At 37.8% G+C, this 15202-nt stretch carries 15 protein-coding genes; 3 read left to right on the top strand and 12 right to left on the bottom strand.

What is annotated here, in order from left to right; genetic code table 11:
* Positions 1-21: 21 nt before the first annotated feature.
* The 3 genes from E0E02_RS05290 to E0E02_RS05280 all read left to right on the top strand — a co-directional run bounded on the left by E0E02_RS05290 (position 22) and on the right by E0E02_RS05280 (position 3337).
* On the top strand, positions 22-2316 hold the full coding sequence (locus E0E02_RS05290) for an ATP-dependent Clp protease ATP-binding subunit (protein ID WP_133018049.1): 2295 nt from the start codon (positions 22-24) through the stop codon (positions 2314-2316).
* A gap of 200 nt (positions 2317-2516) precedes the next feature.
* Positions 2517-2963, top strand: coding sequence for an NUDIX hydrolase (locus E0E02_RS05285; RefSeq protein ID WP_133018048.1), 447 nt, complete (start codon positions 2517-2519; stop codon positions 2961-2963).
* A 71-nt stretch (positions 2964-3034) separates the two neighbouring features.
* On the top strand, positions 3035-3337 hold the full coding sequence (locus tag E0E02_RS05280) for a DUF1827 family protein (RefSeq protein WP_020916381.1): 303 nt from the start codon (positions 3035-3037) through the stop codon (positions 3335-3337).
* An 87-nt stretch (positions 3338-3424) separates the two neighbouring features.
* Here E0E02_RS05280 and ileS read toward each other — a convergent pair whose 3' ends face one another.
* From ileS to E0E02_RS05220, 12 genes are all read right to left on the bottom strand, one after another.
* A complete protein-coding gene (ileS, locus tag E0E02_RS05275; RefSeq protein ID WP_133018047.1) occupies positions 3425-6223 on the bottom strand; it encodes an isoleucine--tRNA ligase in 2799 nt (932 codons plus the stop codon).
* Positions 6224-6547: 324 nt separating this feature from the next.
* Positions 6548-7306, bottom strand: a complete 759-nt coding sequence (locus E0E02_RS05270) for a DivIVA domain-containing protein (protein WP_074559481.1) — start codon at positions 7304-7306, stop codon at positions 6548-6550.
* Positions 7307-7316: 10 nt separating this feature from the next.
* Positions 7317-8102 carry an RNA-binding protein gene (locus tag E0E02_RS05265; protein WP_133018046.1) on the bottom strand — a complete coding sequence of 262 codons (786 nt, stop codon included), beginning with the start codon at positions 8100-8102 and terminating at the stop codon, positions 7317-7319.
* Positions 8099-8356: a YggT family protein gene (locus E0E02_RS05260; RefSeq protein ID WP_039697283.1), complete on the bottom strand. Its 258-nt coding sequence runs from the start codon at positions 8354-8356 to the stop codon at positions 8099-8101. The genes E0E02_RS05265 and E0E02_RS05260 overlap by 4 nt, the downstream gene beginning before the upstream one ends.
* A gap of 3 nt (positions 8357-8359) precedes the next feature.
* Positions 8360-8968 carry a cell division protein SepF gene (locus tag E0E02_RS05255; protein WP_074563268.1) on the bottom strand — a complete coding sequence of 203 codons (609 nt, stop codon included), beginning with the start codon at positions 8966-8968 and terminating at the stop codon, positions 8360-8362.
* Positions 8969-8980: 12 nt separating this feature from the next.
* Positions 8981-9655: a YggS family pyridoxal phosphate-dependent enzyme gene (locus E0E02_RS05250; RefSeq protein ID WP_006531551.1), complete on the bottom strand. Its 675-nt coding sequence runs from the start codon at positions 9653-9655 to the stop codon at positions 8981-8983.
* Positions 9655-10980, bottom strand: coding sequence for a cell division protein FtsZ (gene ftsZ, locus E0E02_RS05245; protein ID WP_039697285.1), 1326 nt, complete (start codon positions 10978-10980; stop codon positions 9655-9657). Before ftsZ ends, E0E02_RS05250 begins: the two co-directional genes overlap by 1 nt.
* 19 nt (positions 10981-10999) lie before the next feature.
* Positions 11000-12373, bottom strand: coding sequence for a cell division protein FtsA (gene ftsA / locus E0E02_RS05240; protein WP_039697286.1), 1374 nt, complete (start codon positions 12371-12373; stop codon positions 11000-11002).
* Between the two features lie 358 nt (positions 12374-12731).
* Positions 12732-12917 carry a Paratox gene (locus tag E0E02_RS05235; protein ID WP_133018045.1) on the bottom strand — a complete coding sequence of 62 codons (186 nt, stop codon included), beginning with the start codon at positions 12915-12917 and terminating at the stop codon, positions 12732-12734.
* A gap of 242 nt (positions 12918-13159) precedes the next feature.
* Positions 13160-13573 carry a DUF1492 domain-containing protein gene (locus tag E0E02_RS05230; RefSeq protein WP_133018044.1) on the bottom strand — a complete coding sequence of 138 codons (414 nt, stop codon included), beginning with the start codon at positions 13571-13573 and terminating at the stop codon, positions 13160-13162.
* A 512-nt stretch (positions 13574-14085) separates the two neighbouring features.
* Positions 14086-14841 carry a hypothetical protein gene (locus E0E02_RS05225; protein WP_133018043.1) on the bottom strand — a complete coding sequence of 252 codons (756 nt, stop codon included), beginning with the start codon at positions 14839-14841 and terminating at the stop codon, positions 14086-14088.
* Between the two features lie 93 nt (positions 14842-14934).
* Positions 14935-15096, bottom strand: coding sequence for a DUF2292 domain-containing protein (locus E0E02_RS05220; protein ID WP_133018042.1), 162 nt, complete (start codon positions 15094-15096; stop codon positions 14935-14937).
* Positions 15097-15202 lie beyond the last annotated feature (106 nt).

Raw genomic sequence — 15202 nt, 5'->3', positions numbered from 1 at the left:
TACGAAAGGAGGGTATTTTATATGCTCTGTCAAAATTGTCATTTAAATGAATCTACTATTCACCTGTATACAAATGTCAATGGTCAGCAAAAGCAAATTGATTTGTGTCAAAATTGCTATCAAATTATGAAAACTGACCCAAATAACGCTATTTTAGGAGGATTAGGAGGATTAGGAGGTAATCCTCAATCAACTTCTAACCAAACAAACCAATCATCGAATCCTTTCGACGATTTCTTTAATAATCTCAGCGGCTTCCCAGCATTTGGAAGCCAAGGATTCCAAAATACTCCTCCAACTCAATCTGGTGGAGGCAATAATAACGGACGCGGTGGCAATGGCAACAACAATTTCCGCCCAAACGGACCAGCACAACAAGAGCCTAAAGGTTTGCTAGAAGAATTTGGTATCAATGTTACTGATATCGCACGTCGTGGTGATATCGACCCTGTCATCGGACGTGATGCTGAAATTGTTCGTGTTATCGAAATTCTTAACCGCCGTACAAAAAACAATCCTGTTCTTATCGGAGAACCTGGTGTTGGTAAAACTGCCGTTGTTGAAGGATTAGCCCAAAAAATTGTAGACGGTAACGTTCCACAAAAACTCCAAAATAAACAAGTTATCCGCCTAGACGTGGTAAGCCTTGTTCAAGGAACTGGTATTCGTGGTCAATTTGAAGAACGTATGCAAAAACTCATGGAAGAAATCCGTGAACGTAAAGATGTTATCCTCTTCATCGATGAAATCCACGAAATTGTCGGCGCTGGTAATGCTGGTGACGGTAACATGGATGCTGGTAACATCTTGAAACCCGCTCTTGCTCGTGGCGAGCTACAATTAGTTGGTGCAACTACTTTGAACGAATACCGTATCATCGAAAAAGATGCTGCGCTTGAACGTCGTATGCAACCTGTAAAAGTTGACGAACCAAGCGTCGAAGAAACTATTACTATTCTTCGTGGTATTCAAAAGAAATACGAAGATTATCACCATGTCAAATACAGTGATGATGCTATCGAAGCTGCTGCTACCCTTTCAAATCGCTACATTCAAGACCGTTTCCTTCCAGATAAAGCTATCGACCTTCTCGATGAAGCGGGTTCTAAGATGAACTTGACACTCAACTTTGTTGATCCAAAAGAAATTGACAAACGTTTGGTTCAAGCTGAAAATCTAAAAACTCAAGCCACTCGTGAAGAAGATTACGAACGCGCAGCATATTTCCGTGATCAAATCGCTAAATACAAGGAAATGCAAAAACAAACCATCAACGAAGATGATATTCCAGTGATTACTGAGAAAACTATCGAAGCAATCGTTGAAGAAAAAACAAACATCCCTGTTGGTGACTTGAAAGAAAAAGAACAATCACAATTGATTCACCTTGCTGATGACTTGAAAGAACACGTTATTGGTCAAGACGAAGCTGTTGATAAGATTGCCAAAGCTATCCGTCGTAACCGTGTTGGTCTTGGTACACCAAACCGTCCAATTGGTTCATTCCTCTTTGTCGGTCCTACTGGTGTTGGTAAAACTGAACTTTCAAAACAACTCGCTATTGAACTCTTCGGTTCAGCTGACAGCATGATTCGCTTTGACATGTCTGAATACATGGAAAAACACGCCGTCGCTAAACTCGTCGGAGCCCCTCCAGGATATGTTGGTTACGAAGAAGCTGGTCAATTAACTGAAAAAGTTCGTCGAAATCCATACTCACTCATCTTGCTTGATGAAGTTGAAAAAGCACACCCTGATGTCATGCACATGTTCTTGCAAGTTCTTGACGATGGGCGTTTAACTGACGGTCAAGGACGCACTGTAAGCTTTAAAGATACAATTATCATCATGACATCCAACGCTGGTACTGGCAAATCTGAAGCTTCTGTTGGTTTCGGTGCTGCTCGTGAAGGACGTACAAATTCTGTTCTTGGTCAACTTGGAGACTTCTTCAGCCCTGAATTCATGAACCGTTTTGACGGCATTATCGAATTCAAAGCCCTAAGCAAAGATAATCTCCTTCATATCGTTAACCTCATGCTTGACGATGTTAACAACCGTTTGGCAACTAACGATATTCACCTTGAAGTAACAGATAAAGTTAAAGAAAAACTAGTTGACCTTGGATATGATCCTAAGATGGGTGCTCGTCCACTTCGTCGTACTATCCAAGATCACATTGAAGATGCTATTACAGACTTCTACCTTGAACACCCAACTGAAAAAGATTTGAAAGCTGTGATGACAAGCAATGGTAAAATCATCATCAAATCAGCTAAAAAAGTTGAAAAAGAAGAAACTGTTTCAGCAGAATAATAAAAGCAAAGTCTAGGAAGTTTTTAGCTTTCTAGGCTTTTTTAACATCTTCAAATTCAAAATCAAAATATTCCGACAATTTTCTAGCAAAAGACAGATTTTTTTAGTATAATGAGATTAATAGCCACTCTTACAAATCCATTTTAGAGATTAAAAATATTATCTCCACTCTTTCTGGCACATGTTTATAGGAGAAGTTTATGTCAAATCCAACCTTTGGTGAAAAAATTGATAATGTTGATTACAAAGCTCGCTACGGAGTGTATGCCATCATTCCAAATGCAACTAAAGACCAAATCATTTTAGTTCAAGCCCCTAACGGCTCTTGGTTCCTTCCAGGCGGAGAAATCGAAGCGGGCGAAGATCATTTTTCAGCCTTAAAACGCGAACTTATTGAAGAACTCGGATTTTCAGCTGAACTTGGTTATTATTACGGACAAGCTGACGAGTACTTCTACTCACATCATCGTGATACTTATTTTTATAACCCTGCTTACCTCTATGAAGTCACACATTATGAAAAAATTGGGGCACCGCTTGAAGATTTTAATCACCTTGCTTGGTTCCCAGTCGATGAAGCTATTGTAAAATTAAAACGTGGCAGCCATAAATGGGGTGTTGATGCTTGGAAAAAAAATCATCATTAAAATCTCATAATCTAAGTTTTTCACCTAAAATAGTGTTATAATAATTGTAGAAAGTTCATAGGAGGAAATTTATGAGGTTAATCAACACAACAAGTAGTCATTCCGAGCTAGTTCGTAACCAGCTTCGAAACACGGACGCTAAACTCGTTGAGACTTACTCTGCAGGAAATACCGATGTTGTTTTCACTAAAGCACCAAGTCATTACGAACTGTTGATTTCAAACAAGTATCGTGCTATCAAAGAAAGTGAAATCGAAGCCATTCGGGAATTCTTCCTCAAACGCAAAATTGACAAATCTACCGTTCAATTAGATCAGTTGAAAACCTTACATACAGCGAATCTAATTGAAATTTCCTTCCCAACAGTTCACTAATCAGGTTTTTAAAACCTGATTTTTTTAGTTTACATACAAAAAAACGAACTCAAGTGAGTTCGTTTTTAGTTATTATAGGTTATCGCATTATTTTGCTTTAACTTCAAAGCCTTCTGCTACTGCTTCTGGGAAGTTAGCTTCAACGATTTCAGCACAGTGGTCACAAATTGTAACACCGTATGAACGTTCTTTAGCTGTTGGATCTACGCGACGGCAACGATCACAAACTTCACCTTCAGCATGCGCTACTGTAAAGGCAACACCATCAAAGGCAACCGCATCTGCTGGAGCAGCTTCGTCAGTAACAGTCAATTGTGATACGATCAACAATTGAGCAATGTCGCTATCAAGGGCAGCAAGAAGAGTTTTCACTTCTTCACCAGCATAAATTGTCAAGTGTGCTTCCAATGATTTACCAATAACTTTAGCGTTACGAGCTTCTTCCAAAGCTTTTTGAGCTTGGTTACGAAGTGTCATGAAGGCATCCCATTCTTCAAGAATATTTTCTTGACCTTCGAAGACTTCAGCATCTGGTAATTCTGACAATTGAACGAATTCTTCTGGTTCGAATTCAAGGTATGACCAAATTTCTTCAGCTGTGTGTGGAAGAATTGGAGTCAACAATTTAGTGATTTTAACCAAGATATCGTAGAAGACTGTTTGCATTTGACGGCGAGCAATATTGTCTGCTGCTTCGATGTAAACAACGTCTTTGGCAAAATCAAGGTAGAAGGCTGACAAATCAACTGTGATGAAGTTAACAACTGCTTTGTAGATAGCCATGAAATCATAGTCTTCATAAGCTTTACGAATTGTTGCTACCAATTGGTTGAATTTAACAGTCATGTATTTATCAACTGAGCGCAAATCTTCGTAGGTAACTGCATCTTTATTTGGATTGAAGTCTGTTGTGTTAGCAATCAAGAAACGAAGTGTGTTACGGATTTTACGGTAAGTTTCTGAAACTTGACCAAGGATTTCCATAGAAACACGTACGTCAGCGTCAGTATCTACTGAAGCAACCCACAAACGAAGGATTTCAGCACCGTATTGTTTTGCAACGTCGTTTGGTGAAATGATGTTACCTTTAGATTTAGACATTTTTTCACCTTTACCATCAAGAACGAAACCTTGTGAAAGCACAGCTTTGTAAGGTGCATGTCCGTTAACAGCAACTGAAGTGATCAATGATGAGTTGAACCAACCACGGTATTGGTCAGAACCTTCAAGGTAAAGATCAGCTGGATATTCCAAACCTTCACGAGCATTCATAACACCATTCCATGAAGAACCTGAATCGAACCAAACGTCCATGATATCAGTTTCTTTAGTGAATTCACCATTTGGTGAACCTGGGTGAGTGAATCCTTCTGGAAGAAGGTCTTTGGCATCACGTTCCCACCATACGATTGAACCGAATTCTTCGAACAAGTCAGCCACGTGATCAGTCACTTCTTTAGTCATGATAGCTGTACCATCTTCAGCATAGAAGATTGGAAGTGGAACACCCCATGCACGTTGACGTGAGATTACCCAGTCACCACGGTCACGAATCATGTTGTAAAGACGAGTGCGACCCCATTCTGGATAGAATGTTGTGCGATCAATTTCATCAAGGATGTCTTGACGGAATTTAGAAACAGATGCGAACCATTGTGGAACAGCACGCCAAATGATTGGTTTTTTAGTACGCCAGTCAAATGGGTATGAGTGAGTGATAACTTCGCTAGCAAGCAAAAGATCACCAAGTTTTTCTTTTACAGTTGGAACAACTTTATCATAGAATTGACCTTGGAATTCAGGTCCAGCATTTTCCATCATGATACCGCGTTCGTCAACTGTAACGGCAACTTCAAGGTTGTATTTGATACCTACATTGTAGTCATCTTCACCAAAACCTGGGGCAGTGTGGACAACACCAGTACCAGAATCAAGTGTAACGTGGTCACCCAAGATAACAAGTTCGTCTACTTCTGTATCCCATGGGTGTTCAGTAACGATGTATTCAAGTTCAGTACCTTTGTGTTTTGCAAGAACTTCAAATGATTCCCAACCGAATTTTTCAGCAAGGCTATCAAGAAGTGCTTCCGCAACAACAAATTTACGATCATCGTTAGCAGGTTTAACAACAACATAATCCATATCAGGACCAACAGTCAAACCACGTGAAGCAGTTACTGTAAATGGAGTTGTTGTCCAAACAACGATATAAGTATCAGTATCAAGCACACCTTTACCATCTTTAACTTTGTTAGCATAGTAAAGTGATGTTGAGTCAATATCGTGATATTCAATTTCAGCTTCGGCAAGAGCTGATTCTGATGACCATGACCAGTAAACTGGTTTTGCACCACGGTAGATATAACCTTTATCAGCCATTGCACCAAAGACACGAATTTGTGCAGCTTCGTATGCAGGGATAAGTGTTACATATGGATTTTCCCAATCAGCAGACACACCAAGACGTTTGAAGTCTTCACGTTGTTTGTCTACTTGGCTAAGAGCGTATTCACGACACATTTCAAGGTATTCAGTCAAAGGAATTTCTTTACGTTTTACACCTTTTTTAGCCAATACTTGTTCAATTGGAAGTCCATGTGTATCCCAACCAGGAACATAAGGAGCACGGAAACCAGACATTGATTTTGAACGCACAATAATGTCTTTAGAAATTTTGTTCATGGCGTGACCAACGTGGATATTACCATTGGCATATGGAGGTCCATCGTGGAGATTGAATGAAGGTTTGCCTTCGTTTAATTGTTGACGTTTAGCATAGATGTCTGCTTCTTCCCATTCTTTTTGCCATTTAGGCTCTTTGTTTGGGAGTCCAGCACGCATTGGAAAAGCAGTTTTTCCAAGATTAAGCGTTTCTTTTAATTTCATGACTACTCCTTATAATAAATAATATTCAACTGCCCATGATTGACTCATTGACAGAAAAATGACTTTTTTAAGTGGTAAAACAAAACGAGCTCTCGTCTCAATAAGGACGAAAGCTCGTGGTACCACCTTAGTTTAGAAATTTAGCTACACTGAAAAATAAGGTAGAAATCTAAATTTCCCTCTTTAACCCGTAAGGTGAGTTTATCCCTTTTATCTTACTTTATTCAGATAAAATCTTAGAAAAGGATAACTGATATCCCAGTGATTGCAGACCTCGCACCATCGTCCACTCGCTGTTAATATAGCATATCAATCGCGTTTTTCTTATTCTTCAATATTTAATTTAAATGTTTGTGTTTCGTTAAGATTGATGTCATCAGCATCATCAATAACAGGAAGTTTTTGTGTTTCTTCAAGGTGTTTGTTTCCTGCTTCTACACGACGTTGCAATTCTTCCATTTCTTCTGGAGTGAATTGACGTGTAGCATCCATTGACAATTCATCATCAGCTTCAGGCATTTCTTCTTCCAAAACTTTTTCAACAACTTCACGGAAAGCTGCATCTGAATTTTGAAGGTAAACAGCTGTTGGTTGCAACAATTCTGTCCATTCTGGTGAATTTGTCAAACCAAGTTGACCTTCGATAGCAGCAACCAAACGTTGGTGGAAGACACGAGTTTGACGTTTCAAATCTTCTGTTTCAACCGCAACACGTTTAGCTTCATCTGTTGCATCGCGCAAGATTTGGTTTGCTTTAGATTTTGCTTCATCAATCAAATGTTGTGCATCGTAGTTAGCTTTGCTAACAAGGTTAGCAGCTTCATCATTAGCTGATGTTTTAACTTTTTCAGCAGTTTCTTGAGCAAGAATAACAGATTGGCTCAAAGATTCTTTCATTTCATCGAAGTAAGCAAGTTTGTCCTCCAAATCTTTGATTCTGTTTTCTTGTTCATGGTTGCGACGAACCAAGTCTTCGTAGTCATCTACAACGATATCAAGAAATTCATTAACTTCTTCTTCGTCGTATCCACGAAATTTTAATTTAAATGTTTTATCTTTAATATCAAGTGCTGTAAGTGCCATTGATTTCTCCTTATTTATGTATCATCTTATCTACGGTCAATTTGTATTTTCCATTCTTCGTAAGCCCATTCTCACTTAAGATAGAAAAGCGACCAAATCCTCTAACACTAATCAAATCTCCAACTTGAAGCATTTCTGAAGGTCTATCAAGCATCTGATAGTTAAGCTTTACCTTTTCAGCACTGATCAACTGAATAGCTTGACTTCTAGAAAGCTTCAAAACTGTTGCTAGAACTTTATCCAAACGCATACTTGAAACCATGATATCTAGTTGATGAGATTCTTTTTCTCCCTTAATTAACTGGTCAAGCGGAATCTCTTTTAGGCTTACACTTGCTTTTGCAATCTTAGTAACATTAACTCGAAAATAATCAACCATACTTTTCGTAACTAATAACTGTGCGTAGCCTTGCTCAACTAAAATATCTCCAATAATCGTTCGCTTAACTCCAAGCTTGTGAAGCAAAGTTCCCATTATTTGAGCGTGAGTTAATTGATTAAACTTCGAATTATAATTCACTTCTAGCAGTGCTAACTCGAAATCTTCCAAATTTAGCTCATAGTAATCAGGTGCAACTAGTATACGTGCGTACTCTGCAGGATAATAATCACTCGAAACAAAGTAACACAAGCCTCGATTTCCAAGAATACTTTTAGCAATATCAACTTGGCGAGGATTTAGAAAATCTGTTAATGAATAAGCGTATGTCTCTTCGACCCTCTGAGCGATGTCATCCATTTTTTCAATGAAGTCATACTCTTCAGGTCGAAAATGTTGGTAAATTTCTTTTTTCATCGAACCAATAACATAATAAGAAAGCGACTCAAGAGATTTAAGGCAATAACCGCGGCCCAAATCGTAAAGTCCAATCCCATAAATTGAAGATTTAAACGTTGAAAAGGTTTAATTACTGGTTCAACAATTTGAACCAATAAACGACCAAATCCAGTGTTATACGCACCAGGAAACCAAGATAGGAGCGCATACGCAATTAGCAGATAAGAGTATAATTGAATGGTTTTTAATAGTACAATTAATACAAAAATCATATATTAACGTCTCTTCATGTCAAAGTCGAAACCAACATCTTGTCCCGCATTTGGGATTGGAAGTTCTTCGAGATTGACGATGACATTTGATGGTGTCAACAAATACATTGAACTGCCAACTTTTTGAAGACTACCATAAAGAACTTTACTTGCACCATCAATAAAATCAAGACAACGACGTGCTTGAGCATCAAGCATATATTGAAAATCAATCAAAACACATTCGTTAACAATCAACAAATCAACAATTTCTTGAGCATCCTCATATTTACGAGGGTATTTCAAGGCAATTGTTGTAGTCGTTTGATTGTTTCGAACTTGTAATTGTTCTTCACGACGTTGATTCAATGAATGAACGTGCGGATTTTCATCAGTAGCACGTCTTTGTTGAGGTTGCACACGTTGACGAACAGCACCACCAGCTTGAACTTGTTGAGCTCGTGCTGATGAGAATTGCTGTTCTGCGCGTCTAGGTGCTTGCTGTGGCTTAGCCTCAACTTGTTGTTGAACACGAGGTTGTCTAACCTCATCTTCAACAGTTTCTTCAACATCACTTACCTCATCAGTATCGAAATAAGAGATTAGTTTGTCAAATTTATCTTTAAAAGCCATGTTTTTCTCCCGTTATTTAAAGAATGATGATCCAATTCTAACAAAAGTTGCCCCATTGCGAATAGCAATTGGGAAATCACCACTCATGCCCATACTTAATTCGGTAAACGGCATATGAGCTAATTGTCGTGCCTGCAACTCTTGTCTAAGTTTGTCGGCTTTTCCAAAAATGTCGTCAATTTCACTTTCAGAAGCATTCTTAGGCGCCATCGTCATCAATCCTACAATTTCCACTTTATCAAAGTCAGAGATTTCAGCTAAAGCTTCATCAATTTCTGAAACTTTAAAGCCGTGTTTACTCTCTTCCTCGGAAATATTAACCTGTAGGAAGCATTTAATGGGATGCTCTGCTCTTTTCTGGATTTCAGCAGCTAATTTAACAGAATCTAAAGCGTGAAAATAATCAACGTAATTAATGACATTTTTTACTTTACGACGCTGTAGAGTACCGATTAGGTGCCATGTTAAATTTTTATCTTTTAACGCTTCATACTTATCCAGAAACATATCGACCCTATTTTCACCAATATGTTCAATACCTGTGTCAATAAGACGAGCAGCAACACCACTATCAACATACTTCGTCACAGCAATAATCTTGACACTTTCTTGTGAACGATTGGCTGCTTTTGTTGCTTGCGCAACCTGTTCAAAAACAAGGTCTTTATTTTTTTGAAAATCGGTCATTAACGATTTTTAAAGAATGGTGGTGTTTCAAGTTCATCATCAGCATCTTCATTAGCTGTAAATGTTGACATTGTCAATTTGCTATCAAGTTCACCTTCTGTTGGACGAGCGATGTTATCGCGACGAAGGTCCCAATTTCCAAATGAATTATCTTTTTGTTGTGATTGATTTGCTGTTGGTTGTTGTGGAGCTGGCATTGCATGGTTTTCGCTCATATCATAGTCAAAGTTTGAACGACGTTCAAAAGCTGCTTGACCAGGTTGTTGAGCACGTTCTGAAGCGTATTGAGCGCCAGCTGCTTGTTGTGCGTTGTTTTGAGCAAATGAACGAGTTGCTTGTGGACGGAATCCTGCTACTTGTTCTGCACGATCTTGATGAACACCTGTAGCTACAACAGTTACACGGATTTCATCTTTCATTGTGTCATCAATAGATGTACCAAGCCAGATGTTAACACCTTTACCAGCTGCTTGACTGATGATTTCAGAAGCTTCTTCTGCTTCAGTAAGAGTCATGTCAAGACCACCAGTTACGTTAACGATAACATCTTCAGCACCATCGATTGTTGTTTCAAGAAGTGGAGAGAAGATAGCTTTACGAGCTGCTTCAGTGATACGTTCTTCACCAGAACCAATACCGATACCCATAAGAGCGTTACCTTTGTTAGCCATAACTGTTTTAACATCGGCAAAGTCAAGGTTGATAAGACCTGGATTTGTAATCAAATCAGTAATACCTTGAACACCTTGACGAAGCACGTTATCTGCTTCTTTAAGAGCTTCAAGAAGTGGAGTTTTCTTATCAACGATTTCAAGAAGGTTGTTATTTGAAATGATAAGCAATGTATCAACTTGTTCACGAAGTTCTTGGATACCTTCTGCAGCGAAGTTACCACGTTTGTTACCTTCAAAACCAAATGGTCGTGTTACAACTGCAACTGTAAGAGCTCCAAGGCTTTTAGCGATACGTGCGATAACTGGTGCAGCACCTGTACCAGATCCACCACCCATACCAGCAGTGATGAAGACCATATCAGCACCTGTAAGAGCTTCAGTCAATACTTCTTCGCTTTCTTCAGCGGCTTTACGACCAACCTCAGGTTGTCCTCCAGCACCGAGTCCACGAGTCAATTTAGGCCCTAACTGAATAACAGTTTCAGCTTTTGAAGAGCTCAATGCTTGGATATCAGTGTTTGCTGCGATAAATTCAACACCAGCAACACCTTCATCAATCATGCGGTTGATAGCGTTACCTCCGCCACCACCGACACCAATAACTTTAATAACTGCACCTTGTACTGATGCTGTGTCAAATGAAAATGCCATTTTTATTCCTCACTTATTATTAGTCAAACATACTTCCGAAAATACCACGAACACGTTCGCTAAATTTTGATTTTGGTTCTTCGTGTCTTTGTACAGGCTGAACTGGAGCTGGCTGTGGTACCATGTTTTCATTAACTGGTACAACAGGTTCGTTATTATAAACCACTCGTTGTTGCGCTTGTACTTGTGGCTGTGGTTCGAAATCAACTGGTTTACGACGAAGTAATTCTTCACCTGATACCGCACGTTGAGCAATAACATCAACTTCGCTCATTGTACCGACGTATTCAACTAAGCTAATAACATTAGCGAACATTGGGTTGCGGATACCAACTTGATTTGGAACGTGTAGTTTGACAGTTGTTCCAAAGATTTCTTGAGCAACTTCTACCACACCTGGCATAATTGCTCCACCACCAACAAGGATAATTCCTCCTGGTAGGTCAAGTAAACGTCCACGTTCTAGGTCTTGTTTAACACGATCTAAAATGTGGCGAACTCGTGCAGAAATGATTTCTGATAAGTAGCGTTCACTAACTGAAATTGGAGATTCGCTACCAACAACATCTACTTGAACAGTTTCTGAAGAGCTTGCTTCTTCTAAGTTTGCTTGACCAAAGTTAAATTTAAGGGCTTCAGCAATTTCCATAGAAGTTTTCAAGACTTTAGAAATGTCTTTAGTGACATATTCGCCACCTTCTGCATAGATGTTTGTATATTGTAATTCTTGTGCTCGCATAGAAGCAACGGTTGTTTGACCGCCACCCATATCAATCACAGTAGCACCAAATTCACGTTCACCTTCGTTAAGAACTGATTTTGCCAAAGCAAGTGGTGAAATAATAACATTTTCAACACTGATACCAGCACGTTCTACTGTTTTACGAAGGTTATGAAGAATTGTTGTTGGTCCAGTATAAATTAAACCACGCATTTCTAAACGAATTCCCATCATGCCACGTGGGTCACGAATACCTTGGAAACCATCAACGATAAATTCTTCTGGAATCAAAGAGATAACTTCACGTTCTGGAGTGATGCTCTTAGTCAATGCTGATTTAACAACGCTATCAACATCTTCATCTTTGATTTCTTTTGATTCACTTGGAACTGGAATCATACCTTGAGTTGGTTCGATTTGAAGAAGATTAGCTGGAAGACCAACATTAATCTTATCGATTGTCATTCCAGCTTTTTCTTCTGCTTGTTCAATCGCTGTTTTGATTGCTTCTGCAGCTGCTTCAATATCTATAATAATACCGTCTTTTACTCCCGTGCTGGGAACGTTACTCACACCAATCACGTTCATTTCGCCAGAAACAAATTCTGCTACTAGAACTTTAATCGAGCTTGTCCCTATATCTAATCCTGTAAAAAAGCCATTTCTAGCCATTCACTCGACCTCACTATCTTTCCAATCATTTACTATTCTAAAATCTGCATAAAATCAGAATTATTCAGAAAATATTATATCATAAAAAAACGTAAAATGTTATCATTTTACGTTTTTTGTTATAGAAATTTACCTACTATTAATATTGTAAAAAACGTTATAGTATAAAACACATACTAATATTTATAGGTAGAATATATTAATTACGATAAAATACACGTAACAAAAATCGTAACAAATTTTATAACAAATTTACGAGTTCAGCAGGCAGGAAAAAATAGCACCTTAACGGGTGCTTTTATGATATAGTGAAAAATGTTCGGGCTGTTTTTTGAGGTTTTTTGAGGTTCTTTTTTTGTTACCATTCTCTTAACTCTTCTAAAACATCTGCTACCTTTTCAGTAGTAACCACCTCATAGGGCTTTACTGGTTCATTAGGCAAAACATAATCAAATACTATCCCATTCTTTCTTACAATCTGAATAGTGTCACCCTTTATATATCCTCGGTCTATCGCCTCTTTAAATTCATCATAATATAGCATGATCATACCTCCTTACTTATCTATTCGTAAAAGAAACAGAAAAAGTACTAATTTTTACTAATTAAATGTTCTATAAGTGCTTTCGCAAGCGATTATGCTATAATATTAATGTACTTAGATAGAATATTTCTTGTAATTTTCTTATCCGTGGTTTGCTCCACGGTTTTTTATTTGCATAAAAAAAGGGTATCCATGCTAGGATACCTTTATTATATTTTTCGCCTAAAATTATCATAAGAATGTTAAATCATTGACGCTAACTGTTTGAGTGCTATTTGTCTTTTTCTATAAAAAGTTGAACTTGAAATACCTAAAAACTCCTCAATATCGTAAATCGTATTATTGCCAATATACGTAAGGCGAAGAATTGCCCTTAATTCTGGGTCTTCTAGGTTATCATCTATCAAACTAATAAGGCTATCACGTTCAGCCATAAGCGAATTAATACGGCTCAAAAGCTTTTCTTTACGTTCTAATAAGCTGTTATATTTGTCAGCCATATCTTTAGTTTTGCTAGCTTTCACCTTTGTATCTGTAAACGTTGACTGTGTAAAAATACCACTATTCAAGTGTTGAATTTCTAAGTTGATGACCTTAATTTCTTTATCTATTTTTTTGATATTCCCTAGCTTATTTAATAGTGTTTTTTGTTCCATGAAAGTCCCCACAATCCTTTTAAATCACTAGTTCTATTATACTATGGCGGTAACGGTTATATTATAATAAAGTCATAGATAGCATGACACCCCTTAAAAATCTCAAAAAATGGCGCTCGGTACAAGCGGACACCTTGTGGTGGCTCTCCTTGACGTCAGATAGGGCGGGGGGGTGCTTTTTAAATGTCTTGAATATAATCAGCTATGAAACACCTTAAACGCCTTATACGGGCTTTTAGGAGGGTTCTCGGACGTTCTAAAAAATTCAAAAAGGGAAAATTGCACACGGAAGAGGGTGGCGTTGTTATTTCCGAACAATACAGCACCCCGATAAAAATAAGTGGGGTGTTTCCAAACATTTATACACCCCGTTATAAGCCTCCCTATGGCTGTTTCTCGGACTTCGTTCGGTGTTCAGTGTGATTGCTGATACATGCTTGCTCTATGCTGACTGTACACTAGGATTTTCTCGTATTTTCTAGTATTTCATACCAACATTTTCCAACATTTTATTAAAAAAGTCCATGGTGACCATCTCTAATAGAACCGCTAAATAATTTGTTATTCAATGGTTTCAATACTTCTCTAACATATGCGCCGCCTTGCTCTAAAAAAACGTCTTGAAAACCCGCTCCATAACGTGGTAAACCTTTTGCCATATAGTCTAATGGGTGATTGATAAACGCCTCTTCACCGCCTACAGTTGGTACCCCAGCGTTTAAAATATCCAAAACAACAAAATGATAGTTATATTTTTCTGCGATTTTTTGTTTAGCTTTAGGACTATTATCTCGTTTTAACACAAGCTCAATATAATTAAAATCTTGTGGAGTTAGGTCGGAAGTTTTTGCGTTGTGTTTCAAATCTTCATAGGCTTTTTTAGCATTATTCTGTGATAATTCAACTGTTTCATTCAATAATTGGCACTGTTCGTTACCAATGCTTTTTAACTTCGCCTCTGATTGTTTATACTGCTCTTTATATAATGACTTTTTAGCATCATCTGTGTATAAGTTATTAGCGCTAAGACTATCAACAAAATTTGAAAAATTTTCTATAACTTGTTGCGCCTCTCCCTTTAAATCTTTTACTTTTTTTTGTGCCTCTAAACGTTTCACTTTTGTTGGATAATCTTCAAAACGTTCAATTAGTTTATTACCGATCTTACTCCAATCAGTTACAGAAACGTCACCAGCTTTCTTTTCACCGTTATCGCCATGTTCGATTTTTTCATTTAATTCTGTAATTAATTCATTATAGTTATCCATTTTAAAACCTCTTTTCAATATTTTTTTACTTGATAAACAAAAAAGGTATAGCAATTATAATAACTGCTATACCTCTGATTTGTTCAGTCAGTATTACTTATTTTTATATTGTTTTTGTTCCATTCTCTCGCTAGCTACTACTTCACCATTCTGAACTTTAAAAGTTACACTGCCAAATTCAGGAATTTCAACTACCTCTATTTTATCACTTTTTTTGAAATAGATAAAGCCTCGTAACAATTCTACTGCTTGCATTTCTATGCCCCCTTACTTATTTATACTTGGATAATTTTCATTTGCCTTTATGTAGTAAAAAATACTACCTTACCACCATTCTTACTACCATGAATTAGGACGGTAG

The organism is Streptococcus sp. KCJ4932, from assembly GCF_004352745.1.
In the GTDB taxonomy this organism is placed as follows: Bacteria; Bacillota; Bacilli; order Lactobacillales; family Streptococcaceae; genus Streptococcus; species Streptococcus ruminicola.
The sequence above is the reverse complement of the archived record's forward strand: the minus strand, read 5'-3'. Positions and strand labels throughout refer to the sequence as shown.